Here is a 23301-nt window from a genome sequence, read left to right as displayed (position 1 = left end):
GTCCAAACGTGGCACCCTCCCACTGCGGCCCTTCTCTTGATTATCCACAATCAAGGTGCCCCTGCCGGCCGCAAGCGACCATTCATAAGACAAGGGAGGGATTACCTTCCAGTCCAGAAATGGCGGCCTCAAAACCAGCGGTCGCATTGAGTGAAAGGCTGCCGTCCGGTTCGATCGTAGGAGAGGACAGCGTAACCTCGCCCTGCGGTTCGGGGTTGGGGTCTTCGGTATTGCAGCCAAGCAATACCAACCCGAGCAGGGGGATACCCATTTCTTTCCATGATGCGCGTTTCGACATTTTCCTCATCTGTTTCTGCGGTGATTATACCTATCCATCGAAAAACAGGTAAAATGTCATCAGAAAACAGGCAGGAAACGAGAAAAAAGGTTTGGTTTGGTAGTTGAGGTTGTTCTTCAAGGTTAGTCAGCCGTTATGCGACGTAATTTGATGCTACGGAACGCTACCTCAAACCCCTCGTCCTGCAGTGCCATGCGCCCGCTTTTTTGCTCGCCCCAATCGGGTTTCCGGCGGCTGTTGTGTATCCCTTTTTCACGATCGGCGTACCACTTTTCTGTCCACAATTCAAAGACCGTCACTTTTTCGCCATTTAGCCAGTAGGTAACCTGCCCATCTACGACCGTAATTGCGGATGTGTTCCACTCGCCAAATTTTGTGACCACTTCTTTGCTCGGTGCATACAGCGCATACAGCGAAGCCGCGCCTTTGGTAGGGTCCCTGCCAAGGGGATTGTGTTCGTTGTCCATGACCTGCATTTCGATACCCGTTTCCCAGATTTTCTGGTAATGCTCTCCTTCGTTTACGTGGAAAAAAACACCACTATTTCCTCCCTTTGTGATTTTCCACTCAAACAGCAACTCAAAATCAGCGACCTGAATGTCCGAGACGATATCGCCGACCGATCCATCGGCACGCAATTCACCGTCCACTACTGACCAATTAGGCGTGATGGAGTCAAGGTTGTACCCGGTCCATCCGGCGGTCGATCGTCCATCAAAAAGCAATTGCCACCCTTCCTCCTTTTCCCAGTAGGACAGGGTATTCGACAGTGCATCCGGGGATTTTCTTGGCCCGTAATGCGGTACTTCTTTGCCAAACTCGTAGGCACCAAGGTCGGGAGCTTCCCCGGTATAATCGTCGTTGATCCCCGGCAGGTGCACGCCCTGATCAATCACGGAGGCCCCCTCCTTGAGCGTGAAGTCGAAATCCTCCGCCGTATAAACGGGATAGGCGTTGCCCAGGGCTTTGTTTTGCGCATTGAATGCGTTAAACCGAGGGGCTTCGGCATTTGTGAAAATGTCGTAATCCACCTCCCTACCGTGGCGTTCTTGACCGGTCGCTTGCCGAAAGGCTTCCAAACTTTCGTAACGTTCGGCGCTATTTCCTTCGGAAAAATCGTACCGCAGGCCCGCCTGGGGCCCAAAATACCCGATAAAGGGATCCCGCTTCCGGTACCCATTGTAATCCAGGGAGGAATAGCCGGTATACGTATACAGCCCCAACGTGGGCAAATCCGCATCGTCCGAAGGCAAAAACAAGTTATTCCTTGCATGTACGTTGGACCCCGGCTTATCGTCCCGGGTAAAAATACCCGAAGAAGTATTGTGGTACATCAACATGCCTGCGGGAAACATTCCCCAAAACTTAAAGGTGGACGCATTGCCGCTGTTGTAGACCACGTTTCGTATCCAATAAACCGGTCCCCCCAATACGGGCTGGTTGGACAATGCCTGTTGTCCCGAATTGATCCCGCGATTTCGTAACACACGAATGTTGTGGTTGCCCCCATCGGCTTCGATAAAATTATCGTTGCACAGAAAAAGCTCGTTGTTGTAAAAATCGATCGCAACGGCTTTCATTTCGGTGTCTTTCTCGGGCCTGGCATGCGTGCAGATATCAATCCCGTCAAAAAAATAGGCCACGCTGTTGTAACAAACGGTGTGGCCCTGTCCGTGAACTTTCACCGCATAGTACGACTTGATTCGCTGGGTCGATTTACCGTTTTCCAACCGGCTATGGTAAACAATATCCCGGTCTTCCCGACCGATAAACGTATTGTCTGCGATGTAGAAATGCCGAGACCCTTCGAATTGACCCTGAATCCCAATGCCGATATCCAGAAACGAGCAATGCTTTACTGTCAGCCCCGAGCTACCGTAGGCGTTCATCAAGCCGGCCCGTATCGCTACTTCGGTATTTCGAAAGGAAATGCCCTCAAAATAGTGGTAGTCGGCAGCCGTCACATCAAACAATACCCCGTTCCCGTTGCCGTCAAATACTACTTCACCATCCCCGGCCGCCTGGATAACAATCGGCCGCGCTGCCGTTCCGTCCTGGGTAAGAAAGTAGGTGCCGTCAAAAGTTAGCCCATGGAAGTCCCGGTAATTTTTGTAGTCCGCCTTGTATTCTCCGGCGTGAACGATGATTTTATCTCCAGCAACCACGGGATCCGTCGTAAGTATCCAGTCAGCAAACCGGGGATAGCCGTAATACGCGTGTAACAGGCCATCGTAGGAGGGCTCGATGCGTTCGCCTTCCCAATCTTTGGGATACACGTGCCGGACGTCACCCACTTCGTAGGGCAGAGGTTCTTTTCGCGTTCGCACGTCTCGTACAATTTCCGTCACTCCTTCCGTTCCATCGGGATCCGTTAAAACAAATTTGCATTCGTAAGCCGTGTCCGGTGCCAAATCCAGGATACTACCCGCAAACATGTTCTCTGTGGTGTACTGCCATTCCGGAGTTCCTGCTTTTTCATTGCCAATTCGGAGAAGCGGTAGGGTATTTTTCCATTCGTTCGCTCCTTTTTCCCGATACTGCACGGCCACGCTTGCGTTCCTATTCGCATCTCCGGAAATATACCATTCGAAGCCCAGGCAAATAAGCGTGGACGGTTCGACGATAAATTTACCTGTGGTGGTTCGGTCTTGCGCATGCAGCGGCGATGAGGACACCAGTACAGCCAGAAAAATAAGTAGCGATTTGAGGGTATTCATTTTGTATGCTTTAATTTTCCACGAAAGCGGGATTGGGGACGGGCATTTGCACGCCCCTTCTCATCCGCCAATCATCCAGGTAGGAATAAAGGGTTTTCGCTACGCCGGGCATGCTTTTGGCCAAATTTCGGCTTTCGCCAATATCGTTACCCAGGTCGTAAAGCTCCAATTTATGGCTTTCATGCCAATGAATCAGTTTCATGTCGCCTACCCGAATGGCACTCGAAGGCTTCATTTCCTGCCGTGGCATGTAGTGCGGGTAGTGCCAGGTTAGAACCCGGTTGAATTTCGCCAACTCTCCCTGTTTAAACACAGGAAGAAGGTCCACTCCCTCGATCCGATCATCGAAGAGCGGACTGCCTGCTGCGCTAAGTAAGGTCGGTAGCATGTCGTGACTGACAGCCAACTGAGAGGTTTTTGATCCTTTCGGAACGATGCCCGGCCATCGTACAATCAAGGGTACGCGAATACCTCCTTCGTAGAGCAAAAATTTCTCTGCGCGCAGCGGATGATTATCCGTTACAAGCGTTTCAGAAAGGGAAAGAACCCCGCCATTATCGGAGGTAAAAACCACCAGGGTATTGTCTGCAAGATCTAACGAATCCAAGGTTTTTAAAACTGCCCCCACGGCTTGGTCCAACCGAGCCACCATGGCCGCGTAGGTTGGATTTTTTTGCTTCCTGTACGGTTCTTTTCCCCGAAAATGGGCGATCGTTTCCTCCGGCGCTTCCAGCGGTAAATGGGGAGAATAGAAAGGCAGGTATAGAAAAAAGGGGCGATCCCGGTTATCCTCTATAAAACCAACCGCTTCCCGGGCGATGCGGTCCGTCAGGTACTCGCCCGGTACTTCGTCTGAAATTTTTGGGTTTTTGTAGGGAGGGAAGTACGAAGCGGGCCTCCCGGACTCCCAGGCCCCAACATTCACGTCAAAGCCCTGATTTTCCGGCCAAAAATCCGCTGTTTTGCCGAGGTGCCATTTGCCCATAATGCCCGTCGTGTACCCGATTTCTTTGAACCGTTCGCCCAGGGTCACTTCTTCTACCGGAAGCTGCTTGACCCAATTTGGGGGCAACAAGGGCATTTTCTCAAAATCTCGGTCAAAAACCGCCGTAAGCCGCAGTTGGCCCGGGGATTTACCCGTCATCAGGGCTGCCCGCGTGGGCGCACAAACCGGCGCCGATGAATAGGCATCGGTAAACCGCAAGGCCTCTGCAGCGAAGCGATCAATGTTTGGGGTCTCGTAATACGAGCTCCCATAGCAGCCCAAATCGCTCCATCCCAGGTCGTCTGCCAAAATCAGCACAATGTTGGGTCGACCCGAATTTCCTTGTGCCGCTACCATAGAAAAAGTAGACAGATACAGCCAAAGAAACCCAAATAATGTATACCTATTCATACGTGTATACCCATTAAAGGTCAATCAAGTTGTATTTATTCAACCGATGCAGTTGATTCGTTAGAAAAACGTACCGCATGCACCGAATCCAGAGAACCTAAAAATAAACAAACCGGAGGCTAATTTCCAAACTCGAATAACGAACTTGGATGGGATTATCGAGGCTTCTCCATGACAGGGATTATTCGAAGGAGCTCTGAAAGGAATTCCGTTCCTTACTACGTTTGGTCCTTTGATTGGCGGGATTTTTCCTGATTAACCGGCTTATTAAACCAAGCCTCCCTCCTAACTCCTCGCAGAAACAATCCATTGCACTTACGCACCCCCTCCTCCCAGGGCCCTAACCTGCCGGTCTTCTTCGATATGCCGAATCCCTTTGATTTTAAGCTCTTGCAGGTCCTTTTCCTCTCCGGAAGTGCAGCCACTGATGATGCCGGCAAGCTTCAGAATCTGCGAAATGGTGCAGCCCCTATCCTGCAGGTCTTTTGCGATCTGCTCGATTTGCGGCTCGAATCCCCGTTCTACAGAAGCTATAAAGTTTCGTTTCATTATTCGCTGCGGATGTTACTGCGGTGATTGTACCAGACCACTCCCCACATCACGGCTGGGCAAGGGTACCTGCCTGGCATGCGTGAGAAGTTTATCCCATAAGTCGCGGGCGGTGGCATCGGGAAAAGCCTCCAGGAGCTGCGCTGCTACCCCGGCCACAAACGGCGTCGCCATACTGGTCCCACTTAAAATAGCGTACTCCTGGGGAGGCTTCCAGGAGCTAAAAACCTCCACCCCCGGACCGGCAATATCCACCAGTCCGCCGTTCGGATTTAGTCCGCCGCAGGAAAAGTCGGCTACTTCAGAACGTCGATCGAGCGCTCCTACCGCCAGGATGTTCGGGCAATTGGCCGGGTGATTGACGGCACGGATCAGCCCCTGTCGGCGACGGCTGTCGTTTCCGGCAGCGGCGATAATCAGGGTACCCATATCCATGGCCTTTCCGGCAAGCTCGTTGTAAATCCCAGAATACCGGGTATCCTCCTCCACCGAGGCCCCCAGGGACATGGAGATCACCTTGCATCCCTCGTTTACCGCCCACTCCATGCCAGCCAGTATTCCGCTATCACTTCCTATACCTTCGTTAGACAGCACCTTGGCCACGTACAGGCCGGAATCGGACGCAGCACCGTATCGGGGACCGTTGGTTCCCCGTAACCCTCCGACCGCGATGCCCGCACAATGGGTGCCGTGTCCGTTTGCATCATCTACAGTTTCTCCCTGAATAAACGATTTGGAGACGATTTCCCTTCCGGCAAAATCCGGATGGGCCAGGTACATGCCGGTGTCCAGCACCGCTACCTTTACTCCTTTACCGGTATACGAACTACTCAAGGCAGCAAGGGCATGCAGTCCCCAATAGGCTTGGGTATTATTTTCAAAAACAGGCAACGGGGGTAGCGGCTCAACCGGATCGGGATTGGGTCCGGTGACGGGCGGATTGCTTTTTCTTCCAAAAATCCGGCAAATCAGCTGCCAAAGCACCAGCCCAAAATTTCTACTTTGCGGACCTTCCAAAGCGTAGAGATAGCGTTCCGGCTCTTCGTAGTGAAAATTACTGTGCGCATAAACCAGGGACTTGATTTGCTCATCGTTATTCGCGTTGATGACCGCAACCCCGAATTTCTCAAAAACGATCCCGTCTCCTTCGTCAAAGGCTTTGAGGTAATCTTCCTCGTGTTTTCGGTAAGCACTAGAGGGTGCCAGGCGCAACGCGGCTTCCTTCGCTTCCGCATCAATATTTTTCATGCTGGCTCCTGGTGCCAGCATCACCAGCTTCTTGCCGGTATATTTGGGTCGGTCGCCCGAAGGGACCTGATAGGTGGTGTAGGGATCCATGAATGGTGGGCTTGTGTTGGTAGTAGGTATTTACACCCTAAAAAGGTACGGTATTTCCATCAAAAAAACCAGCGCCACCTTGTTGTATTTGCTGAACGACAGGCAAATCGGCCTCGGCCCAGTCCAACTCCTGCAAGCGCCCGGGGGGCAGCCAGCGAAGCGCAAGGTGCTCGGTCAATTGTGGGGATACATCGCCGATTCTTGCCAGGTAGGGAACCAGGCAAATGGTACCCGTTTCGTAGCGATGGTTTACGGGCTGCATTCGCTTTTCTGGAAAAATGGTCATCCTCAGTTCCTCACGAATTTCGCGTATGAGGGCTTCCTTCTCGGTTTCTCCCAGCTCCACTTTGCCACCGGGAAACTCCCATTTCAGCGGCATACGCATCGTTTCAGATCGCTGTACAGCAAGAACTTCGTTTCGGGAATTGTAAATAACTGCGCAGGTAACCACTAACATGCCCGGAAGATAGTTCACGATCAGTTTACAAAAAAAAAGATTTAGCTGTTTTCGATATTTGCAGTAAAAATGTAAAAAAAGTTTTATTTTCGTCTGTCTATTGGCGGGTGTAGCTCAGTTGGCAGAGCGTCAGCTTCCCAAGCTGAAGGCCGTCGGTTCGAACCCGATCACCCGCTCCATACCTCTTTTATTTCCGCCATTTTTTTTGCAGAAACCAAATCAGCCTGCCCGGAAATACCCGGGAAAAGCGTCGATTCCTATGCCCCTGTATGGTTCAAAAAAAAGAATATAATAAAGCACCAAACGCCATAGCCACAAAAAAAGCCCCCGGTAAGGCTACTGCTACCGGAGGCTTTATTTATAAGACAGCTACCCGATCAGGCCGCGTTTCGAGCCGCATTGATGATACCAAACATGGTACGTAGGATTAGCTTTTGCAAGGCCGTATCCTCCTTTCCTTTTTCCAGAATTGTTTGTATTGCATATTGCTGTATGGTGATCAGGGGCAATACAATCCTTTCGCGGATTCCTATGGAATCCTTGCTAAGCGGGCTGTCCTCCAGCAGGCTGTTCATGCCTGCAACTTGCAGGATCTTTTCGTACGAAAGCTGGTACTCTCCATACATCAGCTCCCAAAACCCGCCAAACTGCTCGTCATTCTTGAGGTAAGCCGTGGCAGGGTAAAAGGCTTTTGCCAGCGATTGCATGGAATTGCCCAATAAGGAGCGGAAAAAAAGCGAGTCTTTGTACAGTTGCTGCACTTCTTTCAATTTCCCTCGCTTCTCCATCTCTTCGATGGCCTTGCCTACACCAAAGAAACCCGGGATATTCTGCTTCATTTGCGCCCAGGCACCGACAAAGGGAATGGCCCGCAGGTCTTCAAACTTCATGCTGCCCCCCTTGCTCCGCTTCACCGGCCGGGAACCAATATTCGTCATCCCAAAGAATTTGAGCGGCGTCACTTTTTCCAGATAGGGGACGAATTGGGGATGGTTTTTCAGCTCCTTGTAAGCATTGTAACTGATTCCAGCCATTTCCTCGATCAATTCCTTCTGGGTTTCGGTCAGGCTGTTTTCACTGGAGGGATACAGGTGGCTTTCCATCCCGGCACTCAGCAGTTGCTCCAGGTTGTAGGAACAACTTACCGGCTTTCCGTAGTTAGCGCTGATCGTTTGGCCTTGAATGGTAATCTGGATTTCCCTGTTTTCCACATTTGGGCCCAGAGAGGCATAGAAATTATGCGTATTCCCACCACCTCGTGCCGGTGGCCCCCCCCTGCCATCAAAGAAGATCACATCGATCCCTTCTTCCCTGGCCACTCGGGTCAACTCTTCCTTGGCCCGCAAAATGGACCAGTTGGCCCGGATGTACCCGCCGTCTTTGGTACCGTCGGAAAAACCCAACATGATCGTCTGCTTGTTCCCCCGGTGGATCAGGTGATCGCGATACACCGGGTTGTGGTACAGCGATTTCATCACACCGGGTGCCGCTGCCAAGTCGTCGATGGTTTCAAACAGCGGAACAATATCCAAAAACAAATCCCCTCCTCGTGCCAAAAGCAACTTGTTGAGTTGGAATACTTCCAACACGTGCAGAGCTGACTGGTTGTTTGAAATGATGTAGCGGTGGCATCCCATGGGGCCGTTTCCTTTTTGGATATAGGCGATGGACTCAATGCTTTGCAGCATTTCCCGGTGAAAAGAGTCTTCCAGGGTATCGATGGCTGGCAACTTATCAGTGGCCAGGATTTTTTCTATTTTATCTTCCTCGTCACTCTCGTGGTAGGAAGCCAATGCTGCTTCCCCTTCGCTTGTAGCGATAATGGCATCCCATAAGCTATCGTGTTTCCGGCTGTCCTGCCGTACATCCATGCTGGCAAAATGAAACCCGAACACCCGGACTTTTAGGATGAATTCATCCAATAGTTCCAGGGAGAGGCCGCCATGATCCTCGATGATACCCTTTCTGGCTTTATAAAGTACCGCCAGCAGATCGTCTTTGGAGTGAAACACTTCCCCACTGACGGCAAAGAGTGTATTGTAAATTCCCCTTTCGGCGGTAATCAGATGGGTTTCCACATTGGAAAAAGTGAGTCGGCGTCTGATTTTGCGTATGTCCCGGTAGTAGCATTTAAGAATGCTGTTTTGCAGCTTATCTGCCACTTTCTTGGTGATGTCGTGGGTAACATAGGGGTTGCCATCACGATCTCCTCCCGGCCAAAAGCCCACTTTTAGCAGGTTGGGGTTTTCCCAATCGTGCAGTTGGATCCCCAATTGATTCAGGATCCGGATCATGATGTCCGAAATGCTGGGATAGAAAACGTACTCCAGAAACCAGGTCAGACTAACGGCTTCTTCGTACGGGGATGGCTTTTCTTTGTTGATAAACGCCGTTTTCCCCAATTGCCTCAGCAGTAAATCGATGTCGCCCAGGTCATTTTTGCGAATGGCTTGTTCCAAATCCGTGATTATCGCCAATACATTTCCCGGATAAAACTGGGTAGGGTGGGCTGTAAGGGTCAGCCGAACCGAGAAATTCTTTAGCTTCTCGATCAACTCCTCCTTTTTATGGTCGTTTTCGGCACGGGCTATCAACGCCGTCATGGTGCCTTTCCCCTTGATATCATTGAATTTTTCGTAGGCGGCATCTTCAATGGAATCAAACAAAACCACCTGCCGTTCGATGTATTGCACCATTTTAAAGAGGAGATCGTGCCGGTCTTTTTCGGGCTTATCCCCCATCAATTCCTCGAAAAATTGCTGTATGATTTCTTTAGGCGATTGGTTTTTTTGAAAGCCATTTTGACACGCTTCCGACAAGATGGGCAGCAGCGTACCCGTTCTGTAAATTTGGTCAAATGGAAGGTCTAAAAAAAGACTGTTATAGATCGTGAAGCGCTTGGCGACTTCAGTCTCGTAGATGTTTGCCATGATAATTCGGTTAATTATACGATTTCGTAGTACTCAAAAATGCACATTTTTTTCCTTCTTTACACCACTATTGGCCTAATTTTTCCCCAGAGGCCAGGCTTTCCTGTTTATTTTACTTAGAGTCAGCCAATTACTCAAAGCCCCAAAACGCCGTTTGTAGAATCTGGCGTCGGCGGGCCTTCCGATCGGATATTTTTTCGTATTTTAGGCTTTCGAAAACCACCTTCTAAACCAGCGCCGATGTTAACCGCAGTAATCTCGGGATTTATTTTTGCTTTGTTGATCCCATTTATTTTAGGCCGGCTACAATCAAAATCCTCATTATGGGTCGCTTTGTTGCCCCTCAGTTTATTTGGGTATTTTCTCTCCAGGATCAGCCTGGTACAGCAGGATGGTCCGATCAAGGTCAGCTACGAGTGGGTCCCCTCCATCGGTATCAATCTGGATTTTTATCTCGATGGTTTGTCCCTTTTGTTTGTTCTTTTGATTAGTGGCGTGGGTACGCTCGTATTCGTTTACACGGCTGCCTACCTGAAAGGCCATCCCTACCTAAACCGCTTTTATGCCTATCTTTCTCTTTTTATGGCCTCGATGCTGGGGCTGGTCCTTTCGGATAATATTTACACCTTATTCTTGTTTTGGGAGCTAACCAGTATCAGCTCCTTCTTTCTCATTGGATTCAATAACGACAGCGAGGCCTCCAGAAAATCTGCTTTGACCGCGCTGGCCATTACGGGATTCGGAGGATTATTTCTGCTGGCGGCCATGGTGGGACTGGGGCACATTACGGATGCGTATACTATTTCTGCCATGGCACCCATCGCAGAAATGATTAAAGGCCATTCCCTCTACGGTTGGGTATTGTTGTTCCTATTTTTGGCTGCCTTTACCAAATCCGCTCAATTCCCCTTTCACTTCTGGTTACCTGGAGCCATGAAGGCGCCTACACCCGTGTCTACCTACCTGCACTCCGCAACCATGGTAAAAGCCGGCGTGTACCTGCTGGCCCGGTTTACGCCCATTCTGGGTAACCACGAGTGGTGGAACGGAACACTCATTGCTGTCGGGGCGATCACCATGGTATACGCGGCCGTCCATGCGCTTTTCCGAATCGATTTAAAAGGTATATTGGCCTATTCGACCATTTCCGCATTGGGTATCCTGGTATTTCTGATTGGACTGGGCACGGAGGAAGCCCTTCTTGCGGCTTCCGTGTTTATTCTGGTCCACGCCCTGTACAAGGCCACTTTATTCCTCGTCACGGGTATCATCGATCACGAAACCGGTACCCGGGATGTCACCCAACTGAGCGGACTGCGGAAGGTGCTATTGCCGGTAGGCATCGCTGCCCTGCTGGCCGCTGTATCCAATGCAGGGATTCCGCCGTCTTTTGGGTTTGTAGGAAAGGACCTTATTTACGGAGCAACCCTGGGCATGGGAGACCTGGCCTGGCTTTTTACCCTTTTGGCCATATTGACCAATGTGGCGCTTTTAGTAGCTGGTTTTATCGCCGGCATCAAACCGTTTATCGGGAAGCTGCCGGAACGGTATGCCGCGGTGCATCTCCCCTCCCCTGCCATGTACGTACCCCCCCTGATTTTGGGCACCCTGGGTATGCTGTACGGGCTGTTTCCCGGCCTGCTGGAGGCAGGGCTTGTACAACCGGCCGTCTCCAGCCTGATCGGTACAACGCCGGATTTCCATTTGCAGCTCTGGCATGGATTCAATCTGATCCTGCTATTGAGTGTGGTGACCATTGGCTCGGGAACCGGCCTGTATTTTTTGCTAAAGCCTTCTGAAAAACTATTGGGTAAGGCCTCCCGTTTCGAACGTTTTTCTCCAGAGACCCTTATCACCGGGTTCACCGTTGGTTTCGGTCTGTTAGCGAAGGGATGGACGCGCTTTTTTCAAAATGGATACCTGCGGTATTACCTGATTACCATTCTGGGTTTTCTTTCCTTATTGTTGGGTTACCGCTTGTTTGTGGGGGTAGAATTGTACATCGATACGGGGCTGCTGTCAGAAATCACCTTCTACGAGGCAATTGTCCTGCTGATCATGGGCGTAGCCATCTTCTTTACCGTATTTTCCAATTCCAGGCTGGTAGCAGTGGCCTCCCTGGGCGTGGTGGGGTATTCCTTTTGCCTTATTTTTCTATTTTACTCGGCCCCGGATTTGGCCATGACGCAATTTTCGATTGATACATTGACGGTCATCTTGTTTGTACTGGTTTTGTATAATTTACCCAAATACCTGAAGTTATCCGATAACCGGGTTCGGATTCGGGATGGCTTGCTCTCGTTAATCTTTGGTGCATTGATCAGTATATTGGCATTGGAAGTAATGAACGAATCGGTCACCAAGGAAACCACCGCGTATTACGCAGAAAATGCCTACATCCTGGGAAAAGGCAAAAATGTGGTAAACGTAATTCTGGTGGATTTTAGGGGATTTGATACCATGGTGGAGATCACCGTACTGGCCATTGCCGCAATTGGGGTATTTGGTTTACTGAAATTGCACCTTAGAAGCACTGAAAAAGAATAATTCATGAAGACAATCATATTTAAAACGGCCTCCGTCTTCCTGCTTCCCTTGCTGTTGCTTTTTTCGGTTTTTATTTTGCTACGGGGGCACTACCTGCCGGGAGGAGGGTTTGTGGGAGGACTGATGGCATCCACCGCTTTTGTGATCCACTCCTTTGCAAACGGCGTGGAACGGACCAAAAACATTGTGAAATTCCATCCTGGCTTTCTCATGCCGGTTGGTTTGGCATTGGCACTGCTTGCTGGCTCCCTGCCATTGTTTCTGGGGGAAACGTTTATGACGGGCCTGTGGATGGATCAGCCGGTCCCGGTGATTGGTTCGGTAGGAACAGCATTGTTTTTTGATACGGGCGTGTATCTGGTGGTTATTGGGGTTACCCTTACCATTATTTTCACCATATCTGAAGGCTTGTAAGCATGGAAATATTACTGGTAATCATCATTGGGTTATTGTACGCAGCCGGCATCTACATGATGCTGCGGCGGAGTCTGGTCAAATTGATTATTGGCTTGATTTTATTGGGAAATGGTGCAAATTTACTCATCTTCCTGTTGGGGAAAATTGTTAAGGGGGAGCCTCCCATCATTGGTTCTACGGAAAAGATGCTGGGAGAACTCTACGCCGACCCGGTACCACAAGCCTTGATTCTAACTGCTATTGTGATCAGTTTTGGCCTGCAGGCCTTTGCCATCATCCTGATAAAAAGGGCCTATAAGGTGGTAAAAACAGATGATCTGGACGAAATGAACGCAACCGACGAAGATTTATGAGCAATCCTTACATTGTTTTACCCGTACTTTTCCAGCTTTTTGTTGCGGTGATCCTGATGTTTGCCTGGAACAGGAAAAACCTACAAAAACTCATTTCGGTGGTGGGATCCCTGATTGCGCTACTAATAAGCCTGGCGCTTCTGATAAAGGTCAATCAGGAGGGCATACAGACCATGCAGGCTGGCGGCTGGATCGCTCCCTTCGGCATTACCTTTGTGGCCGACACCCTCAGTGCCCTGTTGGTGGTATTAACCGCCACTTCCGGATTGGCTGTGAGCGTTTTTTCCGTCGGCAGTGTCCGCAACGCACGGATTAAATTCGGGTATTTCCCCATCTTTCACTTACTGATTATGGGTCTGAGCGGTGCGTTTCTTACCGGAGACATTTTCAATCTCTATGTCTGGTTTGAAATCATCATCATTTCCTCCTTTGTGCTCATCACCATCGGTGGAGAAAAAGCCCAGCTGGAAGGAGCCATCAAATACGTGGCGATGAACCTGCTGGCCTCGGTGGTGTTTCTTACCGCGATCGCTATTCTATATGGCCTGACCGGCAGTCTGAATATGGCCGATCTTTCCCTGCAGGTAGCGAATGTATCGAACCGGGGCTTGGTGAATGTCACCGCTATTTTGTTTCTGGTCGGATTTGGGATAAAATCCGCCGTTTTCCCCCTGTATTTTTGGCTGCCCGCCTCGTACCATACGCCTCCCCCAGCCATTTCGGCGATTTTTGGCGGGCTTTTGACGAAAGTAGGCGTTTATGCCATGCTCCGGGTATTCACGTTGATTTTTATTCCCGATGACTTTCTTACCACCGTCATCACGGTCATGGCACTTCTGACGATTTTATCGGGTGGATTTGGCGCATTGATGCAAAATAACATCCGGAAAGTTTTCAGCTACCTGATCATTTGTCATATCGGATTTATGCTAGCGGGTCTGGGGATTTACAGCACGGTCGCCATTGCCGGGGCCGTCTTTTACCTGGTACATGACATCGTGGTCAAAACCAACTTATTCCTGGTAAGCGGGGTCATCTTCAAATTCAGAGGCACGTATTCCATGCGCTTGTTGGGTGGTTTTTACAAAGAACAGCCCCTGATGAGCCTGTTCATGGCCATTCCCTTGTTTTCACTGATCGGTATTCCCCCGCTTTCGGGTTTTTGGGGCAAGCTATTGCTGATAGAAGGAGCCATGGATCAATCCAATATTTTGATGATTGTCTTTATTCTGTTGGGAAGTTTCCTTACCTTATTCATCATTGCGAAACTGTGGGCAGAGGTATTCTGGAAAGACGCGCAGGAATTGCCAAAAAAGAAGTACATCCGGTATTTTGACGAATTGAAACCTCTCAAAAAACAAGCTATGTTGGCATCGGTAGTGTTTTTATCGCTGATATCCCTGGGTATTGGTTTTGGCGCAGAATGGGTGATGCAACTTGCGCTACGCATCGCCGAAAATCTAATGGACCCTTCCCCTTACATTCAAGCCGTTTTGGGTAGTTAAATCAAAAAACAATGATAACGACCAGGTTTCTAAGTAATCTATTGCTCTCGTTTATATGGCTGGCTGTGACCGGTACCTTTTCCTTTGTGAATTTTGTATTTGGTTTTTTCTTAAGCTTTTTTCTGCTCTGGCTCATTTCTACCAACCGCAGCGACAACAAGTATTTTTACAGGGGACCGAAGGTAATCGCCTTTGTTTTTTTCTTCCTTTACGAGTTGATTAAGGCCAATCTGCAAGTAGCTTTTGATGTGGTAACACCCAGCTACTACATGAAGCCCGGAATTATTAAAATACCGCTAACTGCCGAGTCGGATTTGGAAATCACGCTATTGGCCAACTTGATATCCCTCACTCCCGGCACCCTGAGTCTGGACGTATCCGACGATCGGAAAGTGCTGTACGTACACGCGATGTATGTCAATGACAAGGAAGAATTTATTGCGGATATAAAAAACGGATTTGAACGAAAGCTATTGGAGATATTGCGATGAATGTAAACGACTATTTATACCTGGTGATCTTGCCCGTGCTGGCCTTTTCCACCCTCCTGATATTTATCCGGTTTATTATCGGACCCACGCTTTCCGACAGGGTGGTCTCCCTGGACTTATTGCTTACCACCGGCATCGGGATTATTTCCATTTACAGCATCCATACCGATCAACCGGCGTTTTTGGATATTGCCATGATTATGGCACTGATTGCTTTTCTGGGGACCGTAGCCTTCTCCTATTATTTAGAAAAAAGAGAAAAAAATGAATGACTATTGGATCATCGGTCTGAGCTCGCTTGGAGCATTGTTTATCCTGCTGGCGGCTGTAGGTGTATTACGAATGCCCGACCTGTACCTGAGAATCTCGGTTACCACCAAAGCCGCTACCTTAGGGATAGGGCTGGTGCTCATCTCTGCGGCCATTTATTTCAACGAAGTGGGTATCACATCCCGGGTACTGGCCATCATTTTATTCATGTTGCTGACCGCCCCGGTGGGTGCCCACATGATCGGTCGGGCATCGTATTTTACCGGGGTAAAACTATGGAAGCATTCCAAACTGGACGATCTCAAAGGAAAGTACCATCCAAAAAGTCACGAACTCGCCAGTGACCTGAAAACCGCTGAAAAAGAAAATGAAACGAAATAGATTACTACCCCTGCTTTTACTCGTTGTTTCGCTGGCCTGTGGAAGAAACCAAAAAACAGCGGAAGCAATAAACCCACCCGATATGGCTACTACGTATGCTTTCCTTCTTGGAACCTATACCGAACTCCCCGAACAGGGCATTCACCTGGTTCACTACCGCCCCGGAAACGGGGGCTTTGAGGTGCGTGCTACGGCTTCTGAACCAAGCAACCCGTCCTTTATTATTGCCACTAAAAACCAGGAACTGGCATTCTGTGTGGAGGAAACCAGCGGAGCAGATGGGGGAAAAGTGAGTTCCTTCCGGCTATCGGAAAACGGCTTTTCGATGATTAATTCTGTTTCTTCGGCTGGAAACGGCCCCTGCTACTTAAGTCTGGATCCGAGCGAAAAATTCCTGATTGTTGGCAACTACTCACAAGGAAATTTTGCCGTGATTCCGGTGGGCAGCGACGGAGGCCTGGCCTCCCCCATTCAAGTGATCCAACACGAGGGCAGTAGCGCACACCCCCGCCGCCAACAGCAGCCTCACGTGCATTCGGCTCTGTTTCACCCGACGGACGGAAGGCTCCTGATCGCCGACCTGGGTACCGATGAGGTGGTAGTATACAACGTTAACTCCGCTAATGAAAAACCCCTGCAAGCCGAGCCGCATTTCCGGCTCAAGGTGGCTCCGGGCGCAGGGCCCCGGCACATGGTTTTCAATGAATCCGCAGACCGCTTGTACCTGGTCCATGAGATAACGGCAGAAATCGGCGTATACGGATACGAAGATGGGGAGCTCCAACACCAAGAAACCCATTCCCTACTACGCGAGGGATTTGAAGGCGACGTGGGTGCTGCGGAAGTTCGGCTAAGCCCAGACGGAAAACACCTCTATGTCTCCAACCGGGGAGATGCAAACGAGCTAGTCGTATTTGGGGTTTCCTCGACGGGATTGACCCATCTACAGACGGTGTCTTCGGAAGGAATGGCCCCCCGAAATTTCAACCTTACACCCGATGGCGCCTACCTGCTGGTTGGTAATCAAAATTCAAACAGCCTGCTGTCCTTCAAGCGGGATGCAGCTACTGGAAAAATCACGCCTACGGGAGAGGTCCTGGACATTCACAAACCCGTCTACATAAACTTCCTGCCATAAATCCGTGATTCATCGGCTATATTTCCGGGAGTCAAATCTTTTCCTTAATATTGGGCCGATTTCGGCGTAGCCGACAAAATTTTCCGACAGTAACGCAACTAAAATGACAGCAACCAGTGAGCTGAAGTACACCAGTCTATTGAATCGACGAGAAACAGAAAAGGCCATAGACCTGATCAAAACCAAATTTCCCGTGGCAATGGCTGAAAAGTTAAATCTTTTTAAGATTTCCTGCCCGCTGGCAATCATGGACGGCACGGGAATCAACGATGACTTAAACGGCATCGAACGGCCGGTAAAATTCCCCATCCGCAATCAATCCGATGCAAGCGCCGTGGTGGTGCAATCGTTGGCTAAATGGAAGCGCTGGCAGCTGGCTGAGTTGGAGGCAAGGGAAGGAGAAGGAATCCTTACCGATATGCGCGCGCTGCGACCAGACGAAGATTATTCCCCTCTGCACTCCCTGTACGTGGACCAGTGGGATTGGGAACAAAAAATCTCCCAGGAGAATCGTCAACTTGATTACCTAAAGGCCACGGTAAAATCCATCTACGAGATTTTCCTGGAACTGGAAAAATCGATTGCCAACACATTTTCGCAAATCCAGCCGATCCTGCCAGAAGAGATCACGTTTATTCAGGCAGAAGAGCTACTTAGGCAGTACCCGGATCTATCGCCCAAGGAACGGGAATACCGGGCTTGCAAAGAACACAAAGCCGTATTCCTTATAGGCATTGGGGATGTTTTGAGCAATGGGGAGAAGCACGATGGTAGGGCACCCGATTACGACGATTGGAGTAGCTACAATTCCGAAGGACATAAGGGGCTTAACGGAGATATATTGGTTTGGAATCCCATGTTGGAAAACAGCTTTGAATTATCCTCCATGGGTATCCGGGTAGATGCCGTAACACTGGAAAGGCAGCTTCAACTCTCGGGTGAGCAAGAACGGAAAAATTTATTTTTCCATAAAAAATTACTGAATGGTGAATTGCCGCAAAGTATCGGTGGCGGCATAGGTCAATCCAGAACCTGTATGTTTCTTTTACGAAAAAAGCACATTGGAGAGGTTCAATCGGGTATTTGGCCCTACGAGGAAGTAGAAAAATGCCGTAAGGAAGGCATAGAATTAATGAAATAACGGCCATTGAAAGTGGCGAAATTTAAAGTCTACCTTTATTTTATTTAAAATAGCGTTTTAAGAAATCGTTAAATTTCAAAAAATAATTTTCCAGATCTGTTTTTTTTGCGAAAAGAATCCTTACCTTTAACACCATCAATACAATCAATTAATTACAATTATGAACACAGGAAAAGTAAAATTTTTTAATGAATCCAAAGGATTCGGTTTTATCATTGATGACGAATCATCTAAAGAGTATTTTGTGCATGTCTCTGGACTAATCGACGAAATCAGAGAAGACGATGATGTATCCTTCGATCTTAAAGAAGGAAGAAAAGGTCTGAATGCAGTGAATGTGAAGGTAGTAAACGCATAACATAACATTGACATCAGTTGTAGAAAGCAACCCTTACGGGTTGCTTTTTTGCTTTTAGGGGAAACCGAATGATCAGGAGCCCTCCAATACCATGCGCCCGGACTGAAGTTTACCTTTGATGGTTTGGGCTGCACCGTGGTCAATATATAAATCCTCACTACTGGACCGATCGCCTACACTCAAACGCCCACTTCCGACCTGAAAATCGTAATTGTAAGCACTTAAATCGGTATTACTGGTAACCTTCATGTAGCCGGAAGAGGCCGAAAAATAGCTATCCTCGCTCAGACCACAATTTTCAGCATGGAGCATTCCGGACGTCAGCGAGATCGCTCCCAAGTTGGAAACCCGCTTTAAATCTGCCTTTCCCGAACTCATCTTGCCAGCGACCTTACCCTGCACATCGGATAGTTGAACCAGCCCGCTAGATCCTTGAAACTGCACGTTCCCTTTCATCCCGTCCAGGGAGGCCATTCCGGACGATAGCTTCAAATCAAGATTTCCCCGTATGTCTGCCAATTCCACCCTTCCGGAAGAAATCTCCACCTGCAGGTTTGACGATTCCAGATCCCTGCCTTCTACCTTGCCCGAACTGCCTTTGAGCTGAATGAACTCGTTTTTTACATGAAATACTTCCAACTTTCCGGAAGAATTGTGAATATCCAGTGCCATGTCCCGGGGTCCTTTTAAACTTATAAATCCATCCACCTGCGTACCGAACAGAAATGATCCGTGAAAGTCGGTATCAAATTCCACAATTAATTCATTGCCCGATTGCCGGTACCTGACACCCTCCATGCCGGAATCCGTCGATTCTACGTACGCATTCAGGTATACCTCATCGGTCTCCTCACCACCGGTATAACTGATTTCCAAAGCCCCTCCGTAAATCCGGACCTTCTCAATCCCGTCAAATGAAATTTCTATGTCCGAAATGGTTTCCTTAGGCAAGGACGTACAGGAGACGAATAGCAGAAGCGATGTGACCAACATGGGTACTTTATCCATTCGATTCATTGGAACCCTCCTTTTTTAGGTCAGCACTTAGGGACATTAAAGACAGTGTCTCATGGGCAACTTTGATATTGAACTCATACGCCAGACTCTTGTAATTAACCAAATCCACTATGGTCCCGATAAAGCAAAGCCCGACGGTCAAAAGATATAAAATACCCAGGCCTATTTGCCCAAGGATAAATCGGTGCAGACCGGCAAAGCCAAAAAATCCGATCAGCGTTAAGATAAGAATCATTTGACTGTCCTTCCGCCTTGCCCGGTATACCTGTGAAAACAGCGCTGCCTGTTCGTCATTCATGTCTTTTAAAACTCCCTGAATGTATCCCAATTCCATTCCTTCCAGTTCCGGAAGGTGCTTCAATACGTTTGCCATGATTTTAGTTGTTTTTTTATAAGGTATAGTAATTCAAATTGACGCCAGACGATCACCAATACAGCAAAACTCCCCATCGGATGCATCTCCCAGGAAGCAAGGAAATCTCCCCGCAGGAAGAGGTGGATGGACCGTCCCAATCCACAGCCCGGACACCAGGTAAGCCCTAGGTTTGCAATCGGGCAGAGCCCGGCATGCGGTCCTTCTACCCTGGCAAAGAAGAACAAGCCAGTTAGGGCAATCGTCCAGGTAAGAAATTCCAAAATACCTATCGGAAATCGCTTCATACCGGAAAAGATACGAATAGAGTGCCAGTATTAAAAAAGGCGATTGGAGGAAGCAGGGAAAGCCTGCGTCTGTAAAATGTACGGTTTCGCTACTCTTTTTGTCCGAATACGAACAATAACAGCCAGGACTTTCTGGATATTTCAGCCGATTACCGGGTCAATAACGGAAGGGACAGCCGTGGTTCAGAACCCAGTGATTTTTTGGTTTCGATTAGAAATTGCTTGTATAACAGCGCGTACCGGGAAGGGCTTTTCCCCAATCCAAACAGCCCGCTGTTGAGTAAAAAATAAAAAAACCGATCGGGAATCGGCGTGTTGGTACGGATACCAAGTACTGCTCCTACTTCCGGACCCAGGTAATGCGCAAGCATGGCTTCGAGAATCGGAGAAAGCTCAGGACGCAGCATCTCTTGTCGGTAAAAGCCCAGCAAAGATTGAATCAATTGCTTGCCAGCTACCGAAGCTTTCAAATGCCGCTTTCGAATCAAGCGTTCCAGTTCAAAAGCCTGTTTGCTATTCTCCGGCAAATAAGCAGGGTCAATTCCCAGGTAATGCCCTATCAGGCCCCAATACCGTAACATTCCTTCCCGTTCGGAAGTGCTGACACGCACGCCGGAACGTTCCATCCCTCTACATACCAGCAAACTAAAGGTAAGGTTTGTCGCCAGCATGTCTTCCTGATTAATGGGTTTTCCCCAGGCAGGATTCCAGTCGCGGGCATATTTTCTGATGAACAGGCGGGATAAAGCATGTATCAACCTGACCTTTGCAATCACTGCCAGCACGCCTGTTTCTCCGATAAAGGCCTGCGGTCGGTAGCATTCCATAACAAACAGGGCCGTTTCCGCCAGTCGTTTGCCAGGGTTTTCCAGGATGCGTTTGGATCGCACCAAAACCTCTGCCCCATCGGCAAATGCATAGGTGAAAGGGAGGGAATAAAACCCCAAAAGTGACAGCACCAGAGAGGCATTTTTCTCAAAGAACCGCTGTGTTCGGCGTATCACTATTGGATCCACTTCGGGAGGAGGCTGGTGAAAAAATGCGACATAGCGGATAAGGGAAGGAGGAAACGCGTCGGGCAGGACCTCCGGTAGGCGTTCCCAGGAATTAATCACCGGAACCAACTCCGGATGCCGAATAAGGTCTTCTGCTGCCAAATCGGCTAATTCGTCCTGCCTGTCCCGCAGCGCATCCATCCGATCAACGGTATACAAATCCAAGGTATTCACGGGAATCTAACAGGTATTTTGTAAATTAGTTTAAAATTAACCTTAACCTGGCTTTTTTACTATGAAATTTAATTTTCAAAACTACGTCTATTTTCGTGCCTGTTTTCTGACGCTCGTTTTCTTTTCCAGTATTACTGCCCCTGCGCAAGAGGCCAGCGACCTATTTCTAGTAGACGCCAAAAACAATATCCTGGGCTTTGCGGTGTTCTCCAATTCGGCCAGGCAAATCACCGATAGCGAGTGGTACGACAACCAGCCCAGGTTTATTAACGACCAACAACTGGTTTTTGCATCGGAGGATCAATCGGGTAATGTAGATGCCATTTTGTATACCTGGGAGAAAGCGCAGTTTGCCAACATGACCCGGACACCGGAAAAAAGCGAGTTCTCCCCGGATTTAACAAGTTGCGGCCAATACATTTCCGCAGTTACCGTAGAGGAAGACAGCAGTCAACGAATCTGGCTATACCCGATTAATGGCGGCGAACCCGAACTGCTGTATGATGATATCGCTCCGGTCGGGTATTACGGATGGTTAGGAGAGACGGCCGCCCTATTTGTTATTGGAGAACCCAATAGGCTGGTTTTTCCGTACGGGAGAGACGATGTGTATACCATTTCCGAAAACCCGGGGCGCAGCATACAATACCGGCCCGGAACGAAGGAAATTGTGTTTTTAGACAAGAACACCAACATTGTGGTAGATGGGAAAGTGACGTTTGAGTTAAAGGCCTTTAATAGTGAGCACAGGGAAACCCGCAGTCTTGGATTGGCGCTGGGAGGATCGGAAGATTTCTGTTGGGTAGATAAGAACAAACTCCTAATGGCGAGAGGGAATGACCTGTATCTACGGAAGGTAAACAAAGGAATTGAGTGGGAAAAAGTTGGGACATTTACTTTCCCAGGCTACGGGTCCATCAGTAGAATCGCTATCAGCCCCGATAGTAAAAAAATCGTGCTTGCATTACAGCGCATGCAGGAATAAGCAGTATCCAGTAGTAGTATGAGTAATCCGTGGTGCCACTTAAGAAAGGTCGTCCATATGACGGCAAGGCAAAAGGCGTATAGAAAGAAGACATGCTAAAGCAGTCTCGAACCACCCCCTTTTTATCAGTGCGAATCTGCGTGTTCTGTGGTGAGAAGTTCTTTCGTTCTGGGTTAATAGGGCATAAGAAAAGCCCTGCTTGTAGCAACGAACTGGGCTAAATTAATGAGGCGGCGATCCCGACGAGTCGGGACAGGCACTACGCTCCCGTGCGCCGCGGCGCACCAGTACCCCGCCACGGCGGGCAGGCATCGGCGCTGCAGGGCTTAATAAGGAACCATATAAAGTTTTCCCTGATCCTCAAAATATCTGTGCGAATCTGTGTAATCTGTGGTGAACATTTACTTCGCCCAAGGGCATAAGAAAAGCCCTGCTTGTAGCAACGAACTGGGCTAAATTAATGAGGCGGCGATCCCGACGAGTCGGGACAGGCGCTACGCTCCCGTGCGCCGCGGCGCACCAGTACCCCGCCACGGCGGGCAGGCATCGGCGCTGCAGGGCTTAATAAGGAACCATATAAGGCATTTAAGAGCATATAGGAGTTTTCCTACCCCCTTCAAAATCCTTATATCCCTTAAATGGTAAAAAAAAAAGAGCACAACATAAGGCATAAAAGAACCTATATGGGGTTTTTCGGATCCTATTCTGGTTGGATAAAATTCGTAGTGCCTATTTTTTATACCCCCGGATGGCAACCAATTTGCTGGGATTTCTACCGCTCGTGCCCAGACCCTTATATTTCCTAATATGTCTTATATGGTTTAAAAAAAGAACCACATAAGGGAAATAAGGGAATGGAAGGGGTTACGATATATTTGTGTGTCCTTATATGGTAAAAAAAGGGAACCACATAAGGCATGGACGAACATAGAAGAGGGTTTTTGCATTGATATTCAAACTCAATCTGTGCGAATCTGTGCTATCTGTGGTGTCTTTCGGATCCCTACCCTAAATCCTATCTGTGCGAATCTGTGTAATCTGTGGTGAACATTTACTTCGCCCCAGGGCATAAAAAAAGCCCTTATGGGGTTAACCAAAGGGCTTTTGAATAAATGAGGCGGCGA

Annotated in this window: 22 protein-coding genes and 1 tRNA gene; 12 read left to right on the top strand and 11 right to left on the bottom strand. The window is 48.9% G+C overall.

Annotated elements, in window-relative coordinates:
• Positions 1 to 82: 82 nt before the first annotated feature.
• The 6 genes from GCU44_RS18635 to GCU44_RS18610 form a co-directional block, all read right to left on the bottom strand.
• The gene (locus tag GCU44_RS18635) at positions 83 to 298 is read right to left on the bottom strand and encodes a hypothetical protein (RefSeq protein WP_154858533.1); all 216 of its coding nucleotides are present in this window, start codon (positions 296 to 298) and stop codon (positions 83 to 85) included.
• A gap of 122 nt (positions 299 to 420) precedes the next feature.
• Entirely contained in the window at positions 421 to 3015 is a 2595-nt protein-coding gene (locus tag GCU44_RS18630) for a 3-keto-disaccharide hydrolase (protein WP_154858531.1), read from the bottom strand.
• A gap of 10 nt (positions 3016 to 3025) precedes the next feature.
• Positions 3026 to 4411, bottom strand: coding sequence for a sulfatase (locus tag GCU44_RS18625; RefSeq protein WP_154858529.1), 1386 nt, complete (start codon positions 4409 to 4411; stop codon positions 3026 to 3028).
• A gap of 315 nt (positions 4412 to 4726) precedes the next feature.
• Complete coding sequence (locus GCU44_RS18620) at positions 4727 to 4960, bottom strand: hypothetical protein (protein WP_154858527.1); 234 nt, start codon at positions 4958 to 4960, stop codon at positions 4727 to 4729.
• A 15-nt stretch (positions 4961 to 4975) separates the two neighbouring features.
• Positions 4976 to 6298 (bottom strand): S8 family serine peptidase, encoded by a 1323-nt coding sequence (locus GCU44_RS18615; protein ID WP_154858525.1) that lies wholly within the window; start codon positions 6296 to 6298, stop codon positions 4976 to 4978.
• Between the two features lie 37 nt (positions 6299 to 6335).
• Positions 6336 to 6773, bottom strand: coding sequence for a (deoxy)nucleoside triphosphate pyrophosphohydrolase (locus GCU44_RS18610; RefSeq protein WP_154858523.1), 438 nt, complete (start codon positions 6771 to 6773; stop codon positions 6336 to 6338).
• 85 nt (positions 6774 to 6858) lie between these two features.
• Between GCU44_RS18610 and GCU44_RS18605 the strand changes: the two genes are divergently transcribed.
• A tRNA-Gly gene (locus tag GCU44_RS18605) sits at positions 6859 to 6934 on the top strand.
• Positions 6935 to 7132: 198 nt separating this feature from the next.
• Here the strand turns inward: GCU44_RS18605 and GCU44_RS18600 are convergent.
• A complete protein-coding gene (locus GCU44_RS18600) occupies positions 7133 to 9685 on the bottom strand; it encodes a phosphoenolpyruvate carboxylase (protein ID WP_154858521.1) in 2553 nt (850 codons plus the stop codon).
• 240 nt (positions 9686 to 9925) lie between these two features.
• On the opposite strand from GCU44_RS18600, the gene GCU44_RS18595 reads away from it, so the two are divergent.
• The 10 genes from GCU44_RS18595 to GCU44_RS18550 all read left to right on the top strand — a co-directional run bounded on the left by GCU44_RS18595 (position 9926) and on the right by GCU44_RS18550 (position 18286).
• The gene (locus GCU44_RS18595; protein ID WP_154858519.1) at positions 9926 to 12232 is read left to right on the top strand and encodes a putative monovalent cation/H+ antiporter subunit A; all 2307 of its coding nucleotides are present in this window, start codon (positions 9926 to 9928) and stop codon (positions 12230 to 12232) included.
• Between the two features lie 3 nt (positions 12233 to 12235).
• Positions 12236 to 12646: a Na+/H+ antiporter subunit B gene (locus GCU44_RS18590; RefSeq protein ID WP_154858517.1), complete on the top strand. Its 411-nt coding sequence runs from the start codon at positions 12236 to 12238 to the stop codon at positions 12644 to 12646.
• 2 nt (positions 12647 to 12648) lie between these two features.
• Positions 12649 to 13002 carry a Na+/H+ antiporter subunit C gene (locus GCU44_RS18585; protein ID WP_092178641.1) on the top strand — a complete coding sequence of 118 codons (354 nt, stop codon included), beginning with the start codon at positions 12649 to 12651 and terminating at the stop codon, positions 13000 to 13002.
• A complete protein-coding gene (locus GCU44_RS18580) occupies positions 12999 to 14507 on the top strand; it encodes a proton-conducting transporter transmembrane domain-containing protein (protein ID WP_154858515.1) in 1509 nt (502 codons plus the stop codon). Before GCU44_RS18585 ends, GCU44_RS18580 begins: the two co-directional genes overlap by 4 nt.
• Positions 14508 to 14518: 11 nt before the next feature.
• Entirely contained in the window at positions 14519 to 14998 is a 480-nt protein-coding gene (locus tag GCU44_RS18575; protein ID WP_174238272.1) for a Na+/H+ antiporter subunit E, read from the top strand.
• On the top strand, positions 14995 to 15270 hold the full coding sequence (locus GCU44_RS18570) for a cation:proton antiporter (RefSeq protein ID WP_092178639.1): 276 nt from the start codon (positions 14995 to 14997) through the stop codon (positions 15268 to 15270). The genes GCU44_RS18575 and GCU44_RS18570 overlap by 4 nt, the downstream gene beginning before the upstream one ends.
• Positions 15263 to 15649 (top strand): monovalent cation/H(+) antiporter subunit G, encoded by a 387-nt coding sequence (gene mnhG, locus GCU44_RS18565; protein ID WP_154858503.1) that lies wholly within the window; start codon positions 15263 to 15265, stop codon positions 15647 to 15649. The genes GCU44_RS18570 and mnhG overlap by 8 nt, the downstream gene beginning before the upstream one ends.
• Positions 15636 to 16787 (top strand): lactonase family protein, encoded by a 1152-nt coding sequence (locus tag GCU44_RS18560; protein WP_154858501.1) that lies wholly within the window; start codon positions 15636 to 15638, stop codon positions 16785 to 16787. Before mnhG ends, GCU44_RS18560 begins: the two co-directional genes overlap by 14 nt.
• 103 nt (positions 16788 to 16890) lie before the next feature.
• On the top strand, positions 16891 to 17928 hold the full coding sequence (asnA, locus tag GCU44_RS18555) for an aspartate--ammonia ligase (protein ID WP_154858500.1): 1038 nt from the start codon (positions 16891 to 16893) through the stop codon (positions 17926 to 17928).
• A 160-nt stretch (positions 17929 to 18088) separates the two neighbouring features.
• A complete protein-coding gene (locus GCU44_RS18550) occupies positions 18089 to 18286 on the top strand; it encodes a cold-shock protein (protein ID WP_014020889.1) in 198 nt (65 codons plus the stop codon).
• Between the two features lie 72 nt (positions 18287 to 18358).
• On the opposite strand, the gene GCU44_RS18545 is transcribed toward GCU44_RS18550, so the two are convergent.
• The 4 genes from GCU44_RS18545 to GCU44_RS18530 form a co-directional block, all read right to left on the bottom strand.
• Positions 18359 to 19303, bottom strand: coding sequence for a DUF4097 family beta strand repeat-containing protein (locus GCU44_RS18545; RefSeq protein WP_092178635.1), 945 nt, complete (start codon positions 19301 to 19303; stop codon positions 18359 to 18361).
• Positions 19287 to 19676: a TM2 domain-containing protein gene (locus tag GCU44_RS18540; RefSeq protein ID WP_092178634.1), complete on the bottom strand. Its 390-nt coding sequence runs from the start codon at positions 19674 to 19676 to the stop codon at positions 19287 to 19289. Before GCU44_RS18540 ends, GCU44_RS18545 begins: the two co-directional genes overlap by 17 nt.
• Entirely contained in the window at positions 19661 to 19963 is a 303-nt protein-coding gene (locus GCU44_RS18535; protein WP_154858498.1) for a DUF2752 domain-containing protein, read from the bottom strand. Before GCU44_RS18535 ends, GCU44_RS18540 begins: the two co-directional genes overlap by 16 nt.
• Before the next feature lie 149 nt (positions 19964 to 20112).
• Positions 20113 to 21192 carry an oxygenase MpaB family protein gene (locus tag GCU44_RS18530; RefSeq protein ID WP_241685019.1) on the bottom strand — a complete coding sequence of 360 codons (1080 nt, stop codon included), beginning with the start codon at positions 21190 to 21192 and terminating at the stop codon, positions 20113 to 20115.
• Positions 21193 to 21253: 61 nt separating this feature from the next.
• On the opposite strand from GCU44_RS18530, the gene GCU44_RS18525 reads away from it, so the two are divergent.
• Positions 21254 to 22177: a TolB family protein gene (locus GCU44_RS18525; protein WP_241685018.1), complete on the top strand. Its 924-nt coding sequence runs from the start codon at positions 21254 to 21256 to the stop codon at positions 22175 to 22177.
• Positions 22178 to 23301 lie beyond the last annotated feature (1124 nt).

Source organism: Cyclobacterium xiamenense, from assembly GCF_009467825.1.
GTDB classification, from domain to species: Bacteria; Bacteroidota; Bacteroidia; order Cytophagales; family Cyclobacteriaceae; genus Cyclobacterium; species Cyclobacterium xiamenense.
This window is presented reverse-complemented; position numbering and strand designations above follow the sequence as displayed.

Bases quoted from the DNA above. Each gene is read 5' to 3' on its own strand.
- GCU44_RS18615 (WP_154858525.1), bottom strand. From the start codon at position 6,298: ATGGATCCCTACACCACCTATCAGGTCCCTTCGGGCGACCGACCCAAA.
- GCU44_RS18600 (WP_154858521.1), bottom strand. From the start codon at position 9,685: ATGGCAAACATCTACGAGACTGAAGTCGCCAAGCGCTTCACGATCTAT.
- GCU44_RS18635 (WP_154858533.1), bottom strand. From the start codon at position 298: ATGTCGAAACGCGCATCATGGAAAGAAATGGGTATCCCCCTGCTCGGG.
- GCU44_RS18550 (WP_014020889.1), top strand. From the start codon at position 18,089: ATGAACACAGGAAAAGTAAAATTTTTTAATGAATCCAAAGGATTCGGT.
- GCU44_RS18525 (WP_241685018.1), top strand. From the start codon at position 21,254: ATGAAATTTAATTTTCAAAACTACGTCTATTTTCGTGCCTGTTTTCTG.
- GCU44_RS18540 (WP_092178634.1), bottom strand. From the start codon at position 19,676: ATGGCAAACGTATTGAAGCACCTTCCGGAACTGGAAGGAATGGAATTG.
- asnA (WP_154858500.1), top strand. From the start codon at position 16,891: ATGACAGCAACCAGTGAGCTGAAGTACACCAGTCTATTGAATCGACGA.
- GCU44_RS18570 (WP_092178639.1), top strand. From the start codon at position 14,995: ATGAATGTAAACGACTATTTATACCTGGTGATCTTGCCCGTGCTGGCC.
- mnhG (WP_154858503.1), top strand. From the start codon at position 15,263: ATGAATGACTATTGGATCATCGGTCTGAGCTCGCTTGGAGCATTGTTT.
- GCU44_RS18585 (WP_092178641.1), top strand. From the start codon at position 12,649: ATGGAAATATTACTGGTAATCATCATTGGGTTATTGTACGCAGCCGGC.
- GCU44_RS18590 (WP_154858517.1), top strand. From the start codon at position 12,236: ATGAAGACAATCATATTTAAAACGGCCTCCGTCTTCCTGCTTCCCTTG.
- GCU44_RS18560 (WP_154858501.1), top strand. From the start codon at position 15,636: ATGAAACGAAATAGATTACTACCCCTGCTTTTACTCGTTGTTTCGCTG.
- GCU44_RS18545 (WP_092178635.1), bottom strand. From the start codon at position 19,303: ATGAATCGAATGGATAAAGTACCCATGTTGGTCACATCGCTTCTGCTA.
- GCU44_RS18595 (WP_154858519.1), top strand. From the start codon at position 9,926: ATGTTAACCGCAGTAATCTCGGGATTTATTTTTGCTTTGTTGATCCCA.
- GCU44_RS18535 (WP_154858498.1), bottom strand. From the start codon at position 19,963: ATGAAGCGATTTCCGATAGGTATTTTGGAATTTCTTACCTGGACGATT.
- GCU44_RS18575 (WP_174238272.1), top strand. From the start codon at position 14,519: ATGATAACGACCAGGTTTCTAAGTAATCTATTGCTCTCGTTTATATGG.
- GCU44_RS18620 (WP_154858527.1), bottom strand. From the start codon at position 4,960: ATGAAACGAAACTTTATAGCTTCTGTAGAACGGGGATTCGAGCCGCAA.
- GCU44_RS18625 (WP_154858529.1), bottom strand. From the start codon at position 4,411: ATGAATAGGTATACATTATTTGGGTTTCTTTGGCTGTATCTGTCTACT.
- GCU44_RS18630 (WP_154858531.1), bottom strand. From the start codon at position 3,015: ATGAATACCCTCAAATCGCTACTTATTTTTCTGGCTGTACTGGTGTCC.
- GCU44_RS18580 (WP_154858515.1), top strand. From the start codon at position 12,999: ATGAGCAATCCTTACATTGTTTTACCCGTACTTTTCCAGCTTTTTGTT.